The 20,097-nt window shown below is 71.9% G+C and carries 20 protein-coding genes; 6 read left to right on the top strand and 14 right to left on the bottom strand.

All coding sequences use genetic code 11. The annotated features are described in order from the left end of the window. Positions 1-224: 224 nt before the first annotated feature. Genes AB0D49_RS04535 through AB0D49_RS04525 form a run of 3 tightly spaced genes read left to right on the top strand, consistent with a single transcriptional unit; the run spans position 225 to position 3,762 of the window. Positions 225-749, top strand: coding sequence for a PadR family transcriptional regulator (locus AB0D49_RS04535; protein ID WP_362750522.1), 525 nt, complete (start codon positions 225-227; stop codon positions 747-749). Further along, entirely contained in the window at positions 746-1,444 is a 699-nt protein-coding gene (locus AB0D49_RS04530; protein ID WP_362750519.1) for an ABC transporter ATP-binding protein, read from the top strand. Before AB0D49_RS04535 ends, AB0D49_RS04530 begins: the two co-directional genes overlap by 4 nt. Beyond that, positions 1,441-3,762, top strand: a complete 2,322-nt coding sequence (locus AB0D49_RS04525; protein WP_362750517.1) for an FtsX-like permease family protein — start codon at positions 1,441-1,443, stop codon at positions 3,760-3,762. Before AB0D49_RS04530 ends, AB0D49_RS04525 begins: the two co-directional genes overlap by 4 nt. Before the next feature lie 381 nt (positions 3,763-4,143). Here the strand turns inward: AB0D49_RS04525 and AB0D49_RS04520 are convergent, their stop codons facing one another. Continuing rightward, positions 4,144-5,127: a LysR substrate-binding domain-containing protein gene (locus AB0D49_RS04520; protein WP_362750794.1), complete on the bottom strand. Its 984-nt coding sequence runs from the start codon at positions 5,125-5,127 to the stop codon at positions 4,144-4,146. A 139-nt stretch (positions 5,128-5,266) separates the two neighbouring features. Between AB0D49_RS04520 and AB0D49_RS04515 the strand changes: the two genes are divergently transcribed. Beyond that, complete coding sequence (locus AB0D49_RS04515; RefSeq protein WP_362750514.1) at positions 5,267-5,821, top strand: peroxiredoxin; 555 nt, start codon at positions 5,267-5,269, stop codon at positions 5,819-5,821. A gap of 5 nt (positions 5,822-5,826) precedes the next feature. Further along, entirely contained in the window at positions 5,827-6,363 is a 537-nt protein-coding gene (locus AB0D49_RS04510; RefSeq protein WP_362750511.1) for an alkyl hydroperoxide reductase, read from the top strand. A 21-nt stretch (positions 6,364-6,384) separates the two neighbouring features. On the opposite strand, the gene AB0D49_RS04505 is transcribed toward AB0D49_RS04510, so the two are convergent. From AB0D49_RS04505 to AB0D49_RS04480, 6 genes are all read right to left on the bottom strand, one after another. Continuing rightward, a complete protein-coding gene (locus tag AB0D49_RS04505) occupies positions 6,385-7,749 on the bottom strand; it encodes an AI-2E family transporter (RefSeq protein WP_362750508.1) in 1,365 nt (454 codons plus the stop codon). A 157-nt stretch (positions 7,750-7,906) separates the two neighbouring features. Beyond that, a complete protein-coding gene (locus AB0D49_RS04500; RefSeq protein ID WP_362750791.1) occupies positions 7,907-8,611 on the bottom strand; it encodes a transglycosylase SLT domain-containing protein in 705 nt (234 codons plus the stop codon). Positions 8,612-9,029: 418 nt separating this feature from the next. Beyond that, positions 9,030-10,355, bottom strand: a complete 1,326-nt coding sequence (locus AB0D49_RS04495; protein ID WP_362750505.1) for a PhoH family protein — start codon at positions 10,353-10,355, stop codon at positions 9,030-9,032. A gap of 404 nt (positions 10,356-10,759) precedes the next feature. Further along, positions 10,760-11,533, bottom strand: a complete 774-nt coding sequence (locus AB0D49_RS04490) for an isoprenyl transferase (RefSeq protein WP_362750502.1) — start codon at positions 11,531-11,533, stop codon at positions 10,760-10,762. A 913-nt stretch (positions 11,534-12,446) separates the two neighbouring features. Beyond that, positions 12,447-13,364: a methyltransferase domain-containing protein gene (locus AB0D49_RS04485; RefSeq protein WP_362750499.1), complete on the bottom strand. Its 918-nt coding sequence runs from the start codon at positions 13,362-13,364 to the stop codon at positions 12,447-12,449. A 9-nt stretch (positions 13,365-13,373) separates the two neighbouring features. Continuing rightward, entirely contained in the window at positions 13,374-14,249 is an 876-nt protein-coding gene (locus AB0D49_RS04480; protein WP_362750496.1) for an LLM class flavin-dependent oxidoreductase, read from the bottom strand. Between the two features lie 89 nt (positions 14,250-14,338). On the opposite strand from AB0D49_RS04480, the gene AB0D49_RS04475 reads away from it, so the two are divergent. After that, a complete protein-coding gene (locus tag AB0D49_RS04475; RefSeq protein WP_362750493.1) occupies positions 14,339-14,713 on the top strand; it encodes a DUF192 domain-containing protein in 375 nt (124 codons plus the stop codon). A gap of 70 nt (positions 14,714-14,783) precedes the next feature. Here AB0D49_RS04475 and AB0D49_RS04470 read toward each other — a convergent pair whose 3' ends face one another. The 7 genes from AB0D49_RS04470 to AB0D49_RS04440 form a co-directional block, all read right to left on the bottom strand. Further along, on the bottom strand, positions 14,784-15,413 hold the full coding sequence (locus tag AB0D49_RS04470; protein WP_362750490.1) for an OmpA family protein: 630 nt from the start codon (positions 15,411-15,413) through the stop codon (positions 14,784-14,786). 11 nt (positions 15,414-15,424) lie between these two features. Then, positions 15,425-16,012 (bottom strand): hypothetical protein, encoded by a 588-nt coding sequence (locus tag AB0D49_RS04465; protein ID WP_362750487.1) that lies wholly within the window; start codon positions 16,010-16,012, stop codon positions 15,425-15,427. A 36-nt stretch (positions 16,013-16,048) separates the two neighbouring features. Further along, positions 16,049-16,639, bottom strand: coding sequence for a pilus assembly protein TadG-related protein (locus tag AB0D49_RS04460; RefSeq protein ID WP_362750788.1), 591 nt, complete (start codon positions 16,637-16,639; stop codon positions 16,049-16,051). Then, positions 16,636-16,833 carry a hypothetical protein gene (locus tag AB0D49_RS04455; RefSeq protein WP_362750785.1) on the bottom strand — a complete coding sequence of 66 codons (198 nt, stop codon included), beginning with the start codon at positions 16,831-16,833 and terminating at the stop codon, positions 16,636-16,638. Before AB0D49_RS04455 ends, AB0D49_RS04460 begins: the two co-directional genes overlap by 4 nt. A 120-nt stretch (positions 16,834-16,953) precedes the next feature. Then, entirely contained in the window at positions 16,954-17,796 is an 843-nt protein-coding gene (locus AB0D49_RS04450; protein ID WP_362750484.1) for a response regulator transcription factor, read from the bottom strand. Beyond that, positions 17,793-19,178 (bottom strand): ATP-binding protein, encoded by a 1,386-nt coding sequence (locus AB0D49_RS04445; protein WP_362750481.1) that lies wholly within the window; start codon positions 19,176-19,178, stop codon positions 17,793-17,795. Before AB0D49_RS04445 ends, AB0D49_RS04450 begins: the two co-directional genes overlap by 4 nt. A gap of 18 nt (positions 19,179-19,196) precedes the next feature. Next, positions 19,197-20,087 carry a DUF5936 domain-containing protein gene (locus AB0D49_RS04440; protein ID WP_362750478.1) on the bottom strand — a complete coding sequence of 297 codons (891 nt, stop codon included), beginning with the start codon at positions 20,085-20,087 and terminating at the stop codon, positions 19,197-19,199. Between the last annotated feature and the right edge of the window lie 10 nt (positions 20,088-20,097).

Below are 20,097 nucleotides of genomic sequence, written 5' to 3'. Positions count from 1 at the left end.
GCCCGGCGGGACAGCGGCGGGCTCCCCCGGCGGGACAGCGGCATCCCCCGGCGGCTTCGGGGAGCGCACCGGCGACGAGCCCCCGCCCCGCCCGCCCGCTTCCCCCTAAGGGCCCGTCGCGGAACCGTGACAATGGCCTCCGACCTGCGGTTTCACCTACCCTCCCGGTAACTACACCCCCCGCGTATACATACTGCGTATACCCCGTGTGTAGAGTGCTCCGCATGTCCATCGGTCACACCCTTCTGGGTCTTCTGGAGTCCGGGCCACGACACGGCTACGACCTCAAGCGGGCCTTCGACGAGAAGTTCGGTCAGGACCGGCCGCTCCACTACGGCCAGGTCTACTCCACGATGTCCCGGCTGCTGAAGCACGGGCTCGTGGAGGTCGACGGCATCGAGCCCGGCGGCGGCCCCGAGCGCAAGCGGTACGCGATCACCGACGCCGGGATCACCGACGTCCAGCAGTGGCTGGCGACCCCGGAGAAGCCGGAGCCGTATCTCCAGTCCACGCTGTACACCAAGGTCGTCCTCGCGTTGCTCACCGAGCGCGACGCCGCCGGAATCCTCGACAGCCAGCGCTCGGAGCATCTGCGGATGATGCGCATCCTCACCGACCGCAAACGCAAGGGCGATCTCGCCGACCAGCTGATCTGCGACCACGCCCTGTTCCATCTGGAAGCCGATCTGCGCTGGCTGGAACTGACCGCCGCCCGTCTCGACCGACTCAAGGAGGCGGTGGCGCCATGACCGGATCTGCCATTCCCGCCGGTTCCCTGCTCGCCGCCCGCGAGCTGCGCAAGTCCTACGGCCCCACGACGGCCCTGGACGGCGCCGAGTTCTCCATCCACCCCGGCGAGGTCGTCGCGGTGATGGGCCCCTCCGGGTCGGGCAAGTCGACCCTGCTGCACTGTCTCGCCGGGATCGTCACGCCCGACTCCGGGTCGATCGTCTACGGCGGCCGTGAGCTGTCCGGGATGAACGACGCCCAGCGCAGCGCCCTGCGGCGCAGCGAGTTCGGGTTCGTCTTCCAGTTCGGCCAGCTGGTGCCGGAGCTGACCTGTGTGGAGAACGTGGCGCTGCCGCTGCGGCTGAACGGCACCTCCCGCAAGGAGGCCGAACGCACCGCGCTCGCCTGGATGGAACGGCTGGAGGTCGAGGACCTGCGCGCCAAGCGGCCCGGCGAGGTCTCCGGCGGGCAGGGGCAGCGGGTCGCCGTGGCGCGGTCGCTGGTCACCGGACCCCGGGTGCTGTTCGCCGACGAGCCGACCGGCGCGCTGGACTCGCTCAACGGCGAGCGGGTGATGGACCTGCTGACCGAGGCGGCCCGCTCCACCAACGCGGCGGTCGTCCTGGTCACCCATGAGGCACGGGTCGCCGCCTACTCCGACCGTGAGGTCGTGGTGCGGGACGGACGCTCGCGGGACATGGAGCGCGCGGTATGAGAACCCGTCTGTGGGCGCGCGACCTCGCCATGGGCGTCCGGTTCGCGTTCTCGGGGCGCGGCGGGCTGATCCGGGCGGCGCTCACCGCCGTGGGCGTCGGCCTGGGCGTCACGCTCCTGCTGTTCACCACCGCCCTGCCGAACGCGCTGAGCGAGCGGCACGCCCGCGAGGAGGCCCGCCAGGACTACACGTTCGACGCCACCCCGCCGCCGAAGACCGACGGCACGCTGCTGATCGTCACGGCCGACACGGAGTACCGCGGCTCCGACGTACGGGGCCGGATCGTGGAGCCGGAGGGTCCGAAGGCACCGCTGCCGCCGGGGGTCTCGGCGTTCCCGGAGCCGGGCGCGATGGTGGTCTCGCCCGCGCTGAAGGAGCTGCTGGACTCGTCCGAGGGGGCGCTGCTGCGCGAGCGGCTGCCCGAGCGGATCGTCGGGACCATCGGCGAGCCGGGTCTGATCGGGTCGCACGAACTCGCCTTCTACCGGGGCGGCGAGGGCCTGGAACGCCATCTGGACGACAAGACCACCCGGATCGACTCCTTCGGACGGGACTCCGGGGTCACCGAACCCTGGGACCCGGTCCTGATGCTGCTGGTCCTGGTCGTGTTCGTGGTGCTGCTGATGCCGGTGGCGGTGTTCGTCGCCGCGGCCGAGCGGTTCGGCAGCGACGGACGCGACCGGCGGCTCGCGGCGCTGCGGCTGGTGGGCTCCGACCGCCATATGACCCGCCGGATCGCGGCCGGTGAGGCGCTCGCCGGGTCGGCGCTCGGACTGGTCTTCGGCACGGTCTTCTTCCTGGTCGCCCGCCAGCTCGCGGGCACCGCCGAGGTCTTCGGCTTCAGTGTCTTCCCCAGCTATCTGAACCCGTCGCCGCTGCTCGCGGTGCTGGTCGCGCTGCTGGTGCCGGCCGCCGCGGTGGTGGTGACGCTGCTGGCGATGCGCGGTGTGGTGATCGAGCCGCTGGGCGTGGTCCGTACGGCGAAGCAGCGCAGGCGGCGGCTGTGGTGGCGGCTGCTGCTGCCGGTGGCCGGTCTGGGACTGCTGGCCCCGATGGTGGGCCGGGACAGCGACAGCGGCGAGTTCAACCAGTACCTGGTGGTCGGCGGCGTGGTGCTGCTGCTGGTCGGGGTCACCGCGCTGCTGCCGTGGCTGGTGGAGCGGTTCGTCGGGCGGCTGGGCAGCGGCCCGGTCTCCTGGCAACTGGCCGTACGCCGCCTCCAGCTGAGCGGCGGTACGGCGGCCCGTACGGTCAACGGGATCGCGGTGGCCGTCGCGGGCGCGATCGCGCTCCAGATGCTGTTCACGGGCGTGCAGGACGACTTCACCACGGACACCGGGAAGTCGGTGCAGAACGTCCAGATGCAGGTCAGCCTGCCGACCGGGACCGACTCCGCCGCGATGGCGGCCGAGCTGCGCAAGTCCGACGGCGTCCGCATGGTGTTCCCGTTCTCCGACGGCTATCTGGCCGAGAAGGCCGTGAACCCGGAGAAGTACGCCGCGCTGACGGTCGGCGACTGCGCGGCCCTGCGCCGGGCGCTGAAGCTGTCGTCCTGCACGGACGGGGACGTGTTCGCGACGCCGAACACGATGTTCGACACCGACACCGAGGAGCTGGCGAAGGAGGGCCGCACCCTCTGGCTCGACCCGAGCTACGAGAGCGACCAGGGCGAGGAGATCCCCTGGAAGCTGCCCGCCGTCCAGCGGGCCGCGGTGAGCAGCGAGCTGACCGGCACCGAGTGGGGCGGACTGTTCGTCACCCCGAAGGCGCTGCCCTCGAAGCTGCGCCCACAGCTGGCCGGACAGATCTACCTGGGGTTCGACCACAACGTCCCGGACGCCGTCGACAAGGCCCGCACCATCGCGGCCCAGGTCGAACCGCTGTCCTCGTCGTCGATGTGGGCGGCCCAGGAGAGCGCCCGGCGTTTCGACGCCGTCCGCACCGGTCTGTTCGTCGGCGCCGCCGCGGTCCTGGTGCTGATCGGGGCGAGCCTGCTGGTCTCCCAGACGGAACAGCTGCGCGAGCGCAAGAAGCTGCTGTCGGTCCTGGTCGCCTTCGGCACCCGGCGCGGCACGATGACCCTGTCGGTGCTCTGGCAGACGGCGATCCCCATCGCCCTCGGCCTGATCCTCGCCAACGCGGTGGGTCTGACCCTGGGCGCGGTGCTGCTCCGCATGACCAGCACACCGATCGGCATCGACTGGACGAGTGTGCTGACCATGACGGGCATCGGCGCGGCGGTGGTCCTGGCCGTGACCCTGCTGAGCCTGCCACCGCTGCTGCGGCTGATGCGGCCGGAGGGACTGAGGACGGAGTAGGCAGCGGGAGCGGGGCGTCGGCGCGGACCAAGAGCCGACGCGCCGGGGTCAGCGGGTCGGGGTCAGCGGGTCGGGTCGAACGGGCCGGGGTCTGGGGGGCGGGGTCTGGGGGCCGGGTCCAGCGGGCCGGGGTCTGGGGGGCGTCCTCCCGGGCCCCGGCCCGAGCCGTTCGGCGACCGCCGCCCCGCTCCCCCACCCCAGCACCAGTCTCTTCGCTGCCCGCTCCCCACCCCAGCACCAGTCCCCTCGCTGCCAGCCTCCCGACCCCAACGCCCACCGCCCCACTTCCGCCCCCACAGATCGCGATACTCCCGCCCCCGCCCGACTCCCCGAGCGCCGCCCCCCGTTGCCCTACTCCCCCCTACTCCCCCCTACTCCCCCCTACTCCCCCACCACCCGCACCGGCAGCTCCCCCATCGCCTCCCGCAAGGACGCCGCCAGGTGGGTGTACTCCGTGGAGCGGGCCGCGCCGGTGCGCATGGCGAGGGCGATACGGCGGGTCGGGGCCGGGGCGGTGAAGGACGCGGTGAGCAGCTGCCCGGAGCGGCTGGTCTCCACCCGTACCGCCGTCCGCGGCAGCAGGGTCACCCCGAGCCCGCCCGCGACCAACTGCACCAGCGTGGCGAGTCCGGCCGCCGTCGTGGTCGCCGGGACGTCCTCGCGGCCCGCCTCCCGGCAGATGTCGAGCGCCTGGTCGCGCAGACAGTGCCCCTCGTCCAGGAGCAGCAGCCGCAGTTCGCGCAGGGCCTCGCGGGGCACGCCCTCCCGGCCGCCGAGCGGATGCCCGACCGGGGTGACCAGGACGAAGTCCTCGTCGAAGAGGGGGAGTTCGGTCACCCCGGGGACGCCGAGCGGCACGGCGAGCAGCAGCAGGTCGAGGCGTCCGGCGGCGAGGCCGTCGAGGAGGCTCGCGGTCTGCTCCTCGTACACCTGGAGGTCCAGCTCGGGATAGCGGTCGTGGACCAGCCGCAGCACGGTCGGCAGCAGATAGGGCGCCACCGTCGGGATCGTGCCGAGCCGCAGCGCCCCGGTGAAGGGCGCCCGGACCGCCTCCGCCTCCTCCAGCAGCGCGCCGACCTCCGCGAGCACCGCCTTGGCGCGGACGGCGAGCCGCTCACCGGCCGGGGAGAGCAGCACCTTGCGGGTGGTGCGCTCCAGCAGGGTGACGCCGAGCGTGTCCTCCAGGGCGGACACCGCCCCGGACAGCGCGGGCTGGCTCATTCCGATCGCCGCCGCCGCGTCCCGGAAGTGCAGATGCTCGGCGACGGCCGCGAAGGCCCGTAGCTGGGCCAGGCTGGGCTGGCGCCGCTTCCCCGCCGTCCCACTCGCCGACCCACTCACCAACCTGCCCGCCGATTTACTCACAGTCACTGATAGCCCTCTCCGATCAACCCGCCCCAGTGTAGCTATTACCGCAATCAATCCAGCGTATGAAAGCATCGAGCACGTCCAACCCATGGGGGGCACCCGCACTTGAGGTGTCTCCTCGCTGCAAGGAGAGCTAGTGCTCACTGTCGGTGACAAGTTCCCCGAGTTCGAACTGACCGCCTGTGTCTCGCTGGAGAAGGGCCAGGAGTTCGAGCAGATCCACCACAAGTCCTACGAGGGCAAGTGGTTGGTGGTCTTCGCGTGGCCGAAAGATTTCACTTTCGTCTGCCCGACGGAGATCGCCGCGTTCGGGAAGCTGAACGAGGAGTTCGCCGACCGTGACGCCCAGATCCTCGGCTTCTCCGGCGACTCCGAGTTCGTCCACCACGCCTGGCGCAAGGACCACGACGACCTGCGCGACCTGCCGTTCCCGATGCTGGCGGACTCCAGGCACGAGCTGATGCGAGACCTGGGCATCGAGGGCGAGGACGGCTTCGCGCAGCGCGCGGTGTTCGTCGTCGACCCGAACCGCGAGATCCAGTTCACCATGGTGACCGCGGGCTCCGTCGGCCGTAACCCCAAGGAGGTCCTGCGGGTCCTCGACGCGCTCCAGACGGACGAGCTGTGCCCGTGCAACTGGAGCAAGGGCGACGAGACCCTCGACGCGGTCGCCCTGCTCGCCGGAGAGTGAGTGCCATGTCCCTCGACTCCCTGAAGTCCCGCATACCGGACTACGCCAAGGACCTGAAGCTCAACCTGGGCTCGGTCATCGGCAACTCCGCCCTCCCCGCCCAGCAGCTGTGGGGCACGGTCCTGGCCACCGCCATCGCCGCCCGCTCCCCGATCGTGCTGCGCGAGCTGGCGCCGGAGGCCGAGGCGAACCTGACGCCCGAGGCGTACACCGCCGCCAGGTCGGCCGCCGCGATCATGGCGATGAACAATGTCTTCTACCGCACCCGCCACCTCCTGTCGGACCATGAGTACGGCACTCTCCGCGCGGGTCTGCGGATGAACGTCATCGGCAACCCCGGCGTCGACAAGGTCGACTTCGAGCTGTGGTCCTTCGCCGTCTCCGCGATCAACGGCTGCGGTCTGTGCCTCGACTCGCACGAGCAGGTGCTGCGCAAGGCGGGCGTGGAGCGCGACACCGTCCAGGAGGCGTTCAAGATCGCCTCGGTGATCCAGGCGGTCGCGGTCACCCTCGACGCGGAGGCCGTCCTCACCGAGCAGTGACCCCCGGTACGACGACCCCGCTCACCCCTGGTGGGCGGGGCTCTCCGCGTTCCCGCCCGGCTCGGCGCGGACCGCTTCCGTCCCGCCATCGCCGACCGCGACCACGTCCTCGACCGGCGGCCGGGCCGCGATCACCTGCCCTGCCCCGTCGTCGTACCGCCCCGCCGCGTACGCCCGCAGATAGCCGACCACCGTGTTGGTGACCGCCACCAGCGGTACGGCGACCACCGCGCCGCCGATCCCGGCGACCAGTCCGCCCGCCGCGACCGCGAGGACCACCCCCAGCGGATGCACCCGCACGGCCCGGCCCAGGATGAACGGCTGGAGGATGTGCCCCTCGATCTGCTGCACCGCGAGCACCACCACCAGCGTCATCACCCCGGTGAACACGCCCTGGGTGACCAGCGCGACGACCACCGCGAGCGCCCCGGAGATCACCGCGCCGACCAGCGGGATGAACGCGCCGAGGAAGATGAACACGGCCAGCGGGACCGCCATCGGGACATCCAGGAAGTAGATGCCGAGCCCGATGAAGATGGCGTCGATGAGGGCGACGACGACCGTGCCCCGCACATAGGCGGTCAGGGTCTGCCAGGCGCGCGGACCGGCGCCCGCGACCCCCGGCCGGGCGGCGGCGGGCACCAGCTTCAGCGCCCACTCCCAGATCCGCCGCCCGTCGTACAGCAGGAACAGCGTGCAGAACGCGGCGAGCGCGATGCCGGTGAGGGCCTCCACGATGACCGTGACGCCCTCCAGACCGGCGGAGGTGATCTCGTCGGTGTTGGCGCCGACCGCGTCCCGCAGATTGCCCGCGATGTCGTTGATCTGCTCCTCGGTGACATGGAACGGGCTGGTGAGCAGCCAGCGCCGCAACTCCTCGATACCGTCCTGGATCTGGTCGGAGAGAGTGTCGATGTTCTCCATCACCTGCCAGGTGACGAACCAGCCCATCAGACCCATCACCACGAACCCGAGGATCGCGGTCAGCGCGGTGGCCGGTCCACGCGGCACCCCGTACCGCCGCAGCCAGGCCACGGTCGGCTGGAGCAGCGCGGTCATCAGCAGCGCGGCCACGAACGCGAGCACCACGAGCTGTACGGCGCTGATGACCCGCATCAGCACCCATAGGGTTCCGGCCAGCACCAGCAGCCGCCAGCCCGCCTCGGCGGCGACCCGCACTCCCCAGGGCACGACGTGCGCCGGGTCGGGGCGGGCGCCGGGGGCGGGCTGATGCGCGGGCGGGGACGGGGCGAGCGGGCCGGGGTTCTCGGGTCCGGGCCCGGTGTCGTCCTCGGCGGCTCCGGCGCGGCGGCGCTCGTCCAGCTTGTGGCCCATCTCGGTCAGTCCGGCACCCATCCGGCCCAGCCACCCCGGCACTCGCGACATGATCCGTCCCTCGCCCCCGTCCTTCCCCACCACTCCCCCCTGGAGTCGCCGTGTCCGACCGTACAGGGCGAAAGCCCCTCCCCCTAGGACGGGGAGGGGCTTCACGGGGTTGAGCGGAGTACGCCCGCGGCGGGCCGCGCGAGGCGCGGCGCGGTGCCTAGTACCAGTTGTTGGCCTGCCAGAACGACCACGCGTCACAGGGGCTGCCGTAGCGCTCGTTCATGTAGTTCAGGCCCCACTTGATCTGGGTGGCCGGGTTGGTCTGCCAGTCGGCACCGGCGGAGATCATCTTGGAGGCCGGCAGGGCCTGGAAGAGACCGTAGGCACCCGAGGACGGGTTGACGGCCCGGTAGTTCCAGTCGGACTCGTGGTCCACGATGTTGCTGAAGCAGGTCCACTGGCCGGACGGCACCATCTGGCGGGCCATGGCCTGGATCTGTGCGACGGAGTAGGAGCCCTGGACGCTGAAGCTGGAGGCGTCCCGGGTGGCCTCGCGGCTGGCGGCCTCCTCGGCCTCCGCGCGCTCCTTGGCCTCCTTCTCGGCCTTGGCCTTGGCCTCGGCGGCTTCCTTCTTCTCGACGGCGGACTTGGCCGCCGCCTTGCGGGCCGCCGCCTCCGCGTCCTTCTTCGCGCTCGCATCCGCGGCGATGGCCTGGACATTGGCCTGCTGCGTGAGGGACGCGGTCTGCACCTGGGCCTGCTGGCCCGTGGGTATGTCCGCGAGGAGCGTCAGGTCGGCGGCCGTCGATTCGGCGTCGTTGTTCTGAGCGGTGCTGCCCGAGGCAACGCCGACAACGCTACCGACGGCGGTGACCGCGGTGGCCGAGGCCACTGCGAATCCCCGGACCGAGATCCGGCTCACACGGTTTCCTTCCAGCAGCGCCGCTTCGGTGACCCTGGCGGACGCGATCGTGCCCCTGGCGCTGGCCTCCCCTACTGCGCGGTCACGGGAGGCGACGGACCCGGTGGGCAACTCCCGCACGGGGAGCGCCGCGAGATGCTCGGGCGGCATACGGCGACGCTGTTGAGTTTGCGGTGAAGCTCTGTGGTGCCGTACCCCTCGGGGTACACGGGTGCCGTATGCGGGGCCTGACAGGAACGAGACTCTGCCGTAACCCGACACCGGGTGGCAATTCTGTGTTGCGTGTGAAAGCTCACACCCCGCGTGCCCCAGGGGATTTCGGGAAAGAGCGGCGCATGATGGCGCCGCCCGGCTAGGGTCTCCCCTTTGCCGAGCGGCGCCAACTGCGGGATATTCGCCCCGTCGTGGGGCGGGTGGGTCAGATCTGCCCGTCCTCCAGCATTTCGGTCACAAGGGCGGCGATCTGGGACCTCTCGGACCGGGTGAGCGTGACATGCGCGAAGAGCGGATGCCCCTTCAGCTTCTCCACCACGGCGACCACTCCGTCGTACCGCCCGACGCGCAGATTGTCCCGCTGTGCCACGTCATGGGTGAGCACCACCCGTGAGTTGGCGCCGATCCGGGACAGCACGGTCAGCAGGACGTTCCGCTCCAGTGACTGGGCCTCGTCCACGATCACGAACGCGTCGTGCAGCGACCGGCCGCGGATGTGGGTGAGCGGCAGGACCTCCAGCATGCCGCGCGCGGTGACCTCCTCGATGACCTCGCGGCTGGTGACGGAGGACAGCGTGTCGAAGACCGCCTGGGCCCAGGGGCCCATCTTCTCGGCCTCGGTGCCGGGCAGATAGCCCAGTTCCTGCCCGCCCACCGCGTACAGCGGCCGGAAGACCATGATCTTCTGGTGCTGACGGCGCTCCAGCACCGCCTCCAGACCCGCGCAGAGCGCCAGCGCCGACTTGCCGGTGCCGGCCCGGCCGCCCATCGAGACGATCCCGATGTCCGGGTCGAGCAGCAGATCGAGCGCGATCCGCTGCTCGGCGCTGCGGCCCTTGATGCCGAACGCCTCCCGGTCGCCGCGCACCAGCCGGACAGTGCCCTCGGCGGACACCCGGCCGAGTGCCTTGCCCCGGTCGGACTGGAGGGTGAGACCGGTGTGCACGGGCAGCGAGGCCGCCTCGGGCACATACACATGTCCTTCCTCGAAGAGGATGTCCACCTGTTCGGCGGGCAGCGTCAGTTCGGACATGCCGGTCCAGCCGGAGGCGTCCGTGATGGCGAGTTCGGCCCGGTACTCCTCGGCCAGCAGACCGACCGAGGACGCCTTGATCCTGAGCGGGAGGTCCTTGGACACGACGGTGACGTCGAACCCCTCGGCCTGGAGGTTCCGGGCGACCGCGAGGATGCGGGAATCGTTGTCCCCCAGGCGGTAGCCGGTGGGCAGCACGCTGGGGTCCGAGTGGTTGAGCTCGACACGGATGGTGCCGCCCAGCTCCCCGGTGGGGATGGGGGCGTCGAGACGGCCGTACCGCACCCGGAGGTCGTCCAGCAGGCGCAGTGCCTGGCGGGCGAAGTAGCCGAGCTCGGGATGGTGCCGTTTGGCCTCCAGCTCCGTCACCACCACGATCGGGAGCACGACCTCGTGCTCGTCGAAGCGGCTGAGGGCGTTGGGATCGGCCAGCAGGACGCTGGTGTCGAGAACATAGGTGCGCCGGTCGGGCTTGTGGCGCTTTGTGCTGGTCACCACGGAAGGACGTACCCCCTCGGATGAGGTCGGGGAGCGACGGAGAGGAGCTGGACCGGTCCTCGGCCCCGTGGCACCACGGGCCGGGAACCGGCCCTCCGCGGCTTCATCCGTGCCGAGACCGCACGGTCGGGCTGGTGCAAAGGGCCTCCCGGGCGGACGGCCCCGTGCCGTCCGCTGAGATCGAGACATCCGTGGTTCGGACGTCGACCTGTCTGCGTTATGCCCTCGAACGAGCGCGGCCATGCCAGGGCCGACGACGGCGCTCCGGTGAACTCCGTATTAAGCGCGGTACGTCTGGGTTACACCTGATATGCGGGAGTGCGTCACTTTCGCGGGGCCGGGTGACCGGGCCGGGCGCGGCGGCCATCCGCCGAACGGGCGGCGCTGCGGCTCCCGCAGGGGTGTCAGCCGCCGTAGCGCCGGTGGCGGGCGGCGTAGTCGCGCAGCGCGCGCAGGAAGTCGACCTTCCGGAACGCGGGCCAGAAGACCTCGCAGAAGTAGTACTCGGAATGGGCCGTCTGCCACAGCATGAAGCCGGACAGCCGCTGTTCGCCGCTGGTCCGGATGACGAGGTCGGGGTCGGGCTGGGCGCGGGTGTAGAGGTGGCGGCCGATCATCTCGACGTCGACGGCCTCGGCCAGCTCCTCCATCGTGGTGCCCCTGTCGTGGGCGTCCAGCATCATGGAGCGGACCGCGTCGGCGATCTCCTGCCGTCCGCCGTAGCCGATGGCGACATTGACCACTATGCCGTCGATGTCGGCGGTCGCCGCCTCGGCCTCCTTCAGGGTGCGCTGCATCCCGGCGGGCAGCAGGTCCGGGGTGCCCACGTGGTGCACCTGCCAGCGGCCGTCGGCGCCGAGGCTGCGGACCACGTCCTCGATGATGCCGAGGAGCGGGACCAGCTCGTCCTTGGGGCGGTCGAAGTTGTCGGTGGACAGCAGCCAGAGGGTGACCACCTCGACATCGGTCTCGGTGCACCAGCCGAGGAACTCCCCGATCTTCTCCGCGCCGGCCCGGTGTCCGTGCATCGTGGTGGAGCCGGAGGCTTTGGCCCAGCGTCGGTTGCCGTCCATGATGACGCCGATGTGCTTGGGCACCTGAGCGTGGTCCAGGTGGCCTTCCACCCGGTGCGCGTACAGCCTGACGAGCAGGCTCCGCAGCGTGTCGCGCAGGTTCACGTGATTGTCAGCCCCTCCGGTACGGATCGGACGGCCCGGTCGAGTGCGGGTCCAGTCCGAGTGGCGGTCCCCCGAGGGGTGTGAGCCTACCCCCGTTCTACGACGGCTCCCCCAAGGGGTGTTGGGGTCCGGCGGGGCGAGGGCGGGGGACGGCGGGGGGACGGCGGGGGGACGGGCCGGGGCCCGGGAGCGGGTGCTGGTGAGGGGGCCGGACGGCGGCGGCGCGGGGGCCGCGCGGGGGCCGGACGGAACCGGGGGGCGCGGACGGGGCGCACGGAGGGCGGCCGGGCGGGGGCAGAAAAACGGGCCGGTCCGTGGGGGGGAGACGGACCGGCCCGAGGGGGGGCTTCCACCATAACCCTTCGTAAGTGATGCTGCGTGCACCGGCGTGCCACAACTACTCTCCGAAGTCGGCCGACAACGCCTCGACAGCCGTGGAATGCCCGCTTCACAGCGGATTCATGGCTGGTTCCGAGCGCCCACCGGATCGTCCGGACGAATCGCCGGGACGTCCCTCCGATGGGCTAATCGGCGGGCGAACGCCCACTTGACGCCCGGTACGGGGGCACGGCACCGCGCAGTCCCCTCCACCGCGCGGTGCCTACCGCGCAGCTTTGCTGGCGCGAATTGCCTTGGTCCGAACTTACGCGACGCCCGCGCCAGATGCGAATCACTGGCGATAACGATGTGGAGAACCCGTGAAGTGACGCCGCGCCAGATTCACATTCCTGTCGATTTGGGCATTTTGCCCCGGATCGGACTTCCGGTATCCGGAGCCGCCTGTCACGGTGTCGCCATCGCGCGGCGACCGGCCGACCGTTGCAATCGCCGACAGGGGCCCGGTGGCCCCCTGGGCACGACCGGCCATTCCTGGCCATTCCTTCGCCGGGGCCGCGGGGCGGGGCCGGAGCGGTCAGGGGGCGGGACTGTGGGTGGGGCTCTGGGCGGGACTCGGGGCGGGACTGTGGGTGGGGCTCTGGGCGGGACTCGGGGTGGGATTCGGCGCGGGCGTGTGGGCGGGGGTGCGGCTGGGCGTGCGGGCGGGTCTGCGGGCCTCGAAGAGGTGACGGGTGCTGTGTGCGACGAACGGGCCGTCGGACCGGATGCGCTCGTGCAGGGCGCGCAGCCGGGGCTCGTACGCCTCGACGGTGAAGCCGGGGACCGTCCACACGACCTTGCGCAGGAAGTGCACGACGGCGGCGATGTCGTAGAACTCCATCCGCAGCCGCTCCGCCCGCACCGACACCACCTCAAGACCGGCGGTCTCCGCCCCGGCGCGCTCCCCCGCCGGATCACGGGCGGCGCGGACGGCCTCCGGTTGGGGTCCGAGGAAGTACTCGACCAGTTCGAAGACGGTGGACGGACCGACGTGCTGGGCGAAGTACGTACCGCCAGGGGCGAGGACCCGGGCGATCTCGGACCAGTGCGGGCGCACCGGGTGACGGCTGGAGACCAGGTCGAAGGCCCCGTCCGCGAACGGCAGCGGGGCGTCCTCGGGGCAGGCCACGACGGCGACGCCCCGGGGGCCCAGCAGCGCGGTGGCCTTGGCGACGTTCGGGGGCCAGCCCTCGGTGGCGACGGTGAGCCGGGGCGGCGCGGCGGCCCGGCCGAGGGCGAAGCCGAGCACCTCGCCGCCGCCGGTCTGGATGTCGAGCGCGGTGGCGCCGGGCAGCCGTCCGGCGAGGGCGAGCGCGTACCCCCAGGAGGGCCGCGCCTCGGTGGCCCGGCCCTCGAACCAGGAGAAGTCCCACCCTTCGGTGGGCACGGCGGCCCCTTCGGCGAGGAGTTCCTCGAAGGAGGTGTCGGACGGCGACGGTGATGCGGAGCGCATGGCGGTTGCCTAGGGGATCAGGGGGCGGACGTCCTTAGCGACGAACCGCAGGAACGCCTCCGGGTCGGGTTCGTCGCCGGTGGGCTGGAGGATGACGGCATCGGCACTGGCGTCGGCGAGCCGCCGCACGGCTGCGGCCACGGTGGCGGCGTCGCCCGCGACCCCGCGCCCGGAGTCCTCGGCGTGTCCGTCGGCGGCCAGCTCGGCACGCACCCGCTGCTCGGCGCCGGGGCCGGTCGCGGCGAGGAGATAGACGACGACCCGGTGGGCCGCGTCGGTCCGCCCGGCCGAGCGGCGCCCCTCCTCGATCGCGGCACGGGCGCGGCGCAGGTCGTCCGGGGTGGTCTCGCTGGTGAGCACGGTCCCGTCGGCGGCCTCCCCGGTGAGCCGGAGGGTACGGGGGCCGGTGGCACCGGCGAGGATCGGTACGGGGCGGGCCGGTGGCCAGTCCAGGGTGACGTCGGAGAGCGTGACGTACCGGCCGCTGACGTCGAGGGTCTCACCGGCGAGGAGCCGGCGCAGGGCGGTGAGGTGCTCGCGCAGCAGCGTCAGCGGGGAGCCGGCGCGGGCGCCGACCTGGCCCATCCAGTCCTGTACGCCGTGGCCCACGGCGACGACGGCGCGGCCCGGGAACATGCGGTCCAGGGAGGCGACCTCCATGGCGGTCAGCGCGACATTGCGCAGCGGCACGGGGAGCAGTCCCACGCCGATCCGTACCCGCTCGGTCCAGGCGAGGGCCGCGGCGGCGGTGGAGATCCCGCCCTCCCGGAAGCAGTCCTCCCAGAGCCACAGCTCCTCGATCCCGGAGTCGTCGGCGAGCCGGGCGAGGGCGCGCAGCCGCTCGGGGGGCAGTTGTGGACGGAACACCGCGCCGAGAGTGGTCATGGGTTCTTCCTATCGGCGGGTGGGGTTCGGGACAACTCCTTTGCGCCGGGGGCGCGTGTGGTGGGGTGGGGGCAGGGAGGTGGTCCGGGGTGGGACGACGGTGGCGGGACGGGGTGGGGGTGCTGGTGGTGCCAGGGGAGCTGTCGGCGGGGGTGCCGGTGGAGATACCGGTGGAGGTCGCCCGTTCGTACCGCGCCCGGACGAAGGGGCTGCTGGGGCGGGACGGGATCGACGGGGCGCTGCTGCTGACACCGGCGGGGAGCGTCCACACGTTCGGGATGCGCTTCGCGATCGACGTGGCGTATCTGGACCGCCGGATGCGGGTCCTCGCGGTACGCACGATGTCCCCCGGCCGTCTGGGACTCCCCCGCCCGCGCTCCCGGCATGTGCTGGAGGCGGAGGCGGGGGCGATGGCGGGGTGGGGTGTGCGGGCGGGGGTGACGGTGGAGGTACGGGTGGGGTAGGGGGCGGGGCGAGGCGGGGGGTCGGTACGGGGGGTCTGTTTCCGCGCGGGGGTCTGATTCCGTGCGGCCGTCAGCCGGTGCGCGGGAAGGAGACCTCCACCCGGCGGTTCTTCTTGCGTCCGCTCTCGGTGTCGTTGGAGGCGATGGGGTACTCCTCGCCGTAGCCGCGGACCTCGAAGGTGACGCTCGGGTCGTTCAGCTCGGAGTCCAGGATGTCGTGCACGGCGTTGGCGCGCTCCTTGGACAGGGCGTCACCGCTGGAGGCGGAGCCCAGGTTGTCGGTGAAGCCGAAGACACGGACCGTGGGGGCGTCCTGGGTGTTGATCTCGGCGGCGATGGCGGCGATCCGGGACTGGGCCTCGCCGGTGAGCCGGGCGCTGCCCTTGGGGAACAGCACCTCGGCCTGGAGGGCGAACTTGACGTCCGCGTTGGTGTCCTCGCGCCGCTCGTCGCCGCTCTGCTCCTCGACGACCAGCTTGATGTCCAGCACCTTGGGCTCCGCCAGGGTGGCGCCCTCCGGGAGCTTGAGGTCGGGGTCGTTGGGGTCCACCTCGACCGGCGCGGAGGCGCTGGCCTCCGTACCGGGCGGCACACTCGGATCACCGTCGGCGGACGCGACACCGGTCGCCGTGGCCAGCAGCAGCGCCGTCGCGGTGAGGAGAACGGGCAGGGGGTGGCGGGGGTGGCGGGGGCGTGTCATGGTCGCGGGCCTCATCCGGAGATCTGGATGGGGGCGGCGGCGAACATGGGCAGCTGGAAGGTGACCTCTGTCGTCCCCTCCGGGGGCGCCGGGAACTGCATGAACACGGGCAGGGACTCGCCCGCCTTCAGGGCCGGGAAGTTGGTGGTCGTGAGGGGTCGGCCGTCGGTGTCGCGCAGGACGTAGTAGCGCTTCTTGCTCTTCGAGTCCACCAGTGTCGCGCCGCCCAGTGAACGGCCGTTGCGGATGATCTCGGTCTCGTTGCCACTGAGCTGGGCGGGCACGTTGACGGTGTCACCGCCGTCGTTCTTCAGCGTGCCGTCGAGGGTGACGAATCCCCCCGCGTCCCGGCGCGCCGAGTTGATCTGGAGGAGCAGACTCTCCGGGCCCTTCAGTTCGGCCAGAGGGACGTCCGCCTGTCCTTCCTGCGCGTCCGGCTGGGAGCCGCCGTTCTTGGCGGCGGGCTGCGACGACTCCGTCTCCGTGTCGCCCCCTTCGGCGTCACCACTGCTGCATCCGGCTGCGCCAAGAACCAGCCCGGCCGCAACGATCAGCGCAGCCATCCCCCTGCGAGCCTTCGTCGTGAACCGAATACTCATGACTCCGCTTCCTTCATCGCTTGTCGTTCGCTTGTGTCAGTCGGCCAGATGGACGTCGAAGAGGTCTTCGGGGTCCGGCAGGTCGGTGAGGTCTTCCGGGTCCAGCTCCCAGTCCTCGCCGTCGCACGAGAGGATGGGCAGCACCTCGTCACCGGCATCCTCGCCGGGGAGGGTGAACACGCAGCGCGGCTCGATGACCGCTCGGGCGGTTTCCGTCGAGCGCTGCCCTTCGGTGCCCGGCACGATGGAATCGCCCACGGTCTTGTTGGTCGTCGTCTCGACCTGGTAGGCGAGGAGACCGTCCGGCTGGCATGCGGCGGTGGCGTCGTTCAGTGCCGCGAGTTCATGCGCTCGCCAACAGGCTGAACCGATGCCGGGTGCCGAGCCGTTGAAGATAGGAAGCCACTCGTCGGGGTCGAGCACCTTGTCGACCCAGGCGCCCGCCAGTTCGTCCCGTGTCTCCAGCGCCGCCGCGAGCGCGGCGGCGTCGGCCGCCGTCTGCGCGTCACTGCGGTTGGCGGCGGCCTGTCCGACTGCCAGATAAGCGAACGCAAGAAAGAGCAGACCCGCCACCACCGTGATGTAGATGGGGAAAGCCTGCCCGGAATCACCCCGGCACGGCGTCAGCCGCCGGTGACCTCGGTGATCTTGTCCGTGATCGCGTTGTAGATCGTCTGCCCGATGTCCGTCCCCGTGATCGCCAGCACGATGGCCACCACCACCGCGATGATCCCGAGATACTCCACCGCCGTCTGCCCCCGGTCGCCCCGAGCAGCGCGGTCCCTGATCTGCGAGACCGCGGTGTTGATCCAGTTGCCCATGACGCACCCCTCCAGGGTCACCGTGGCCGGTGCCGCTTCCTACGCGGCCACCGTAGTGCCGTGTGCCCTGTCTGCCCCAGGGTCCACGGGCCCAATCCCGGGCCCAGATCCGGTGCCGGTTCATCGCGTGCCCCACTGGTCGTCAGGAGCCGTTCCCAGCCACCGGGCGGTGGCCTCGGAGCGGGTGCCGCTCTGGAGTTTGGCGAAGATGCGGTTGATGTGGTTCTTGACGGTCTTCTCGGTGATGAAGCACAGCGCGGCGATCCGCTGGTTGGTGATCCCGGATGCGATGAGGTCCATGATCTCCGCCTCCCTCGCGCTGAGCCGGAACCTCGCCCGTGCCGCTGACTCCACGGCCCCCGAGGACGACTGTGCCACAGATGATTGCACTTGCGAAAGCTGTTTCGCGGAATTCGGCGGGGTGGCGGGGAAATTCGGTTCCGTGGTGTGTGCAGTCGCATCGGTCGGAGTGAGGAGCGCCTGGGTCGCCGTGGGGGTCAGGTGGGGGCGGCCGGCGGTCATGTCATGGACCGCCGTGACCAGTTGCTCCACCGTGAACTCGCCGTGCACCAGATATCCCCGGGCCCCCAGCCGCAGCGCCTCCCGGACGGTCTCCGGTTCGCCGCTGTACGTCAGCATCATGACCGGTGCCAGCGGGGCCAGGTACGGAAGTGCCGAAATACCGTCCACACCGGGCATCCTGACGTCCAGCAGGACCACGTCGGGCCGGTGCCGTCCCACCGCCTCGCACGCCTCGCGGCCGTCCGCCGCCTGGGCCACCACCGTGATGTCCGGGCGGCCGGACAGCAGCGCCGTCAGGCCCGCGCGGACCACCGGATTGTCGTCGGCCACCACCACCCGCAGGCTTCTGACCGGCGGCGGCGACGGCAACTCGCCCCGGGGAAGCTCCTCGTACGGGACCGTCCCCATGCCGCACCCTCCCGTGCTGCCCAGGCCGCTCATGTGCTGCTCCTCCACACCCTCAGCGGGATGTCCAGCCTGACTTCCGTGCCGCGTGGGCGTTCCCCCCGGCCGATCCGGATGCGTGCTCCGATCGCCGCCGCCCGCTCCACCATCCCGACCAGGCCGAAATGGCCTGATCCCCGCAGTTGTTCCAGCGTCGTGTCCGGCGGCAGGCCGCGGCCGTCGTCGCGGACCGTCAGCCGGAGCTGGTCGCCGCGGACCGCGAGGCCCACCTCCACCCGGGCCGCGTCCGCGTGCCGGTGGGCGTTCTCCAGCGCCTCGGCGGCGACCGCGAGCAGCTGCCTGGCCCGGTCGCCGGTGGTGCGCGGGACCCGGTCCGCGCCCACGTACGGCGCCGTCAGGCCCGTACGGGCCGTGAAGTCGGCGAGGACCGCGCGGAGTTCCGGGAGGACGTCCACGCCGGGGTCCGCCGGGGACGGGTGGGTGCGCAGGTCGCGCAGCAGGGCGCGGGACTCCGCCGCCGCGCGGCGGGCCGAGCGCGCCACCAGGTCCGCCTGGTGGCGGATCAGCGCCGGGTCCGCCGCGGGGCGGGCCGCGGTCGCCGCCAGGCTCTCGGCGGCCAGTGCCACGCCGTGCAGGGTCTTGGCGACCGAGTCGTGCAGTTCACGGGCCAGCCGGGCGCGTTCCTCGGCCACCGCCTCGGTCGCCGCGAGCCGGGCGCGGACCTCCGTCAGCGCCTGGGTGGCCGCGCCGAAGCGGAACATCAGATGGCGCAGCGCCGAGCCGACCGCCCCGACGATCACGCACAGACCGGGCAGGAGCAGGGACTCGGCGAGGGTGGTCGGCCGGTCGCGGTCCAGGGTCGCCTGGACCAGCCACAGGATCAGTCCCTGGAGCGAGGCGAAGACCGCCGCGGACCGCCAGCCGTACACCAGGCCCGCCAGCAGCGGGGTGCAGACGCTGACGTAGGCGAGGGTGCTGTCCGGGCCCGCGGAGACCAGCAGCAGGGTGCCCAGGGCGGTGTCGGCGGCGAGCAGGGCGGGGTGGCGCAGCAGCAGCGGACCGAAGCGCTCCCAGTCGCGGAAGAGGACGAAGGAGACGGTGACGGCGGCGACCACGGCCGCGCCGACCAGGGGGGCGCCGAGGCCCGGGTCCGCGTGGAGGAGGGCCGCCGGGGCGGCGACCGCGATCATCGCCAGCCGGAAGCCGAAGACCTGGCGGCACAGCGCCTGGAGGGCGTTCACCTGGAGGGCGACGGTGGGCTCCGGTGGACCGTCGGGGGGCGCGGGGGCGGTGCGGAGGGCGCGCCACCGGCCCCGCAGGGCCGCGCACGCCCGGTCCCTCGCCCGCAGGGCCGCGCACGCCCGGTCCCTCGCCCGCACGCCCGCGGTCGGGTCCATGCCCGCGTCCACCGTCGTCATCCCTCGGCCCGTCCCGTCCTACTCGCCCGTGAGGGTGCCGAAGTCGGTGCCGGAGCCGAGGAGCAGACCCGCGGCGAGCAGCAGCATGGTGGCGGGCACCATGAACGTGGTGATCATCATGGTGGCCTTGGGGACCGCGCGGGCCGCCTTACGGCGGGCGTTCTGGGCGTCGGTGCGGCGCATGTCGCGGGCCAGGGCGACCAGGGTGTCGACGATGGGGGCGCCGAGTTCCTCGCCCTGCTGGAGCGCGGTGACGAACATGGCGACCTGCTCGGAGTCGTTGCGGCGGCGCAGTTCGGCGAACGCCTGGCGGCGGCTGACGCCGAGGTCCATCTGGCGCAGCGTGATACGGATCTCGTCGGCCCAGGGGCCCTCGTACTTGGCGGCGACCCGGTCCAGGGCCTGGCGGAAGCCGAGGCCCGCGCTGACCACGACGGCGAGGACGTCGAGGAAGTCGGGCAGGGTGCGTTCGATGACGTCCCTGCGGACCCGGATCGCCGACCAGATGCCGACCTCGGTCCAGAACGCGCCGAACGCGAGCAGCAGCAGGGCGACGAGGTAGTCGCCCCGGAGGAGGAAGACGAGGAAGCCGGTGGCGCCGAGGGCGCCGTAGACCGCGCGGCGGGCGGCGTAGCGGTCGATGGTGAGGCCGCCGGGGTTTCCGGCGAGGTCGATGCGGCGGCGGTACTTGGCGACCTGCTTGGGGCCCATGAGGCGCAGGACGGCGGGGGCGTAGCGCATTCCCATGCGGTCGATGACGGAGTCGACGGCGCCGGTGCGGGTGGCGCCGACCTCAAGGGCGAGCAGCAGATCGGGCGGCAGCTTGGCGTCGGCGCGGTACATCCGGATACCGGCGAAGACGCCCCAGACGCTGAGGGCGGCGAGCGCGGCGAGAAGCAGCGGTGTCATGGTCGTCGTC

This window comes from Streptomyces sp. NPDC048290, from assembly GCF_040652095.1.
Classification (GTDB): domain Bacteria; phylum Actinomycetota; class Actinomycetes; order Streptomycetales; family Streptomycetaceae; genus Streptomyces.
The sequence above is the reverse complement of the archived record's forward strand: the minus strand, read 5'-3'. Positions and strand labels throughout refer to the sequence as shown.

Excerpts from the sequence above, each read along its gene's own strand:
- AB0D49_RS04450 (WP_362750484.1), bottom strand. The coding sequence starts at position 17,796 with ATGAGCGGCCTGGGCAGCACGGGAGGGTGCGGCATGGGGACGGTCCCG.
- AB0D49_RS04505 (WP_362750508.1), bottom strand. The coding sequence starts at position 7,749 with ATGTCGCGAGTGCCGGGGTGGCTGGGCCGGATGGGTGCCGGACTGACC.
- AB0D49_RS04485 (WP_362750499.1), bottom strand. The coding sequence starts at position 13,364 with ATGCGCTCCGCATCACCGTCGCCGTCCGACACCTCCTTCGAGGAACTC.
- AB0D49_RS04510 (WP_362750511.1), top strand. The coding sequence starts at position 5,827 with ATGTCCCTCGACTCCCTGAAGTCCCGCATACCGGACTACGCCAAGGAC.
- AB0D49_RS04445 (WP_362750481.1), bottom strand. The coding sequence starts at position 19,178 with ATGACGACGGTGGACGCGGGCATGGACCCGACCGCGGGCGTGCGGGCG.
- AB0D49_RS04530 (WP_362750519.1), top strand. The coding sequence starts at position 746 with ATGACCGGATCTGCCATTCCCGCCGGTTCCCTGCTCGCCGCCCGCGAG.
- AB0D49_RS04440 (WP_362750478.1), bottom strand. The coding sequence starts at position 20,087 with ATGACACCGCTGCTTCTCGCCGCGCTCGCCGCCCTCAGCGTCTGGGGC.
- AB0D49_RS04470 (WP_362750490.1), bottom strand. The coding sequence starts at position 15,413 with ATGACACGCCCCCGCCACCCCCGCCACCCCCTGCCCGTTCTCCTCACC.
- AB0D49_RS04480 (WP_362750496.1), bottom strand. The coding sequence starts at position 14,249 with ATGACCACTCTCGGCGCGGTGTTCCGTCCACAACTGCCCCCCGAGCGG.
- AB0D49_RS04455 (WP_362750785.1), bottom strand. The coding sequence starts at position 16,833 with ATGGGCAACTGGATCAACACCGCGGTCTCGCAGATCAGGGACCGCGCT.
- AB0D49_RS04535 (WP_362750522.1), top strand. The coding sequence starts at position 225 with ATGTCCATCGGTCACACCCTTCTGGGTCTTCTGGAGTCCGGGCCACGA.
- AB0D49_RS04525 (WP_362750517.1), top strand. The coding sequence starts at position 1,441 with ATGAGAACCCGTCTGTGGGCGCGCGACCTCGCCATGGGCGTCCGGTTC.
- AB0D49_RS04465 (WP_362750487.1), bottom strand. The coding sequence starts at position 16,012 with ATGAGTATTCGGTTCACGACGAAGGCTCGCAGGGGGATGGCTGCGCTG.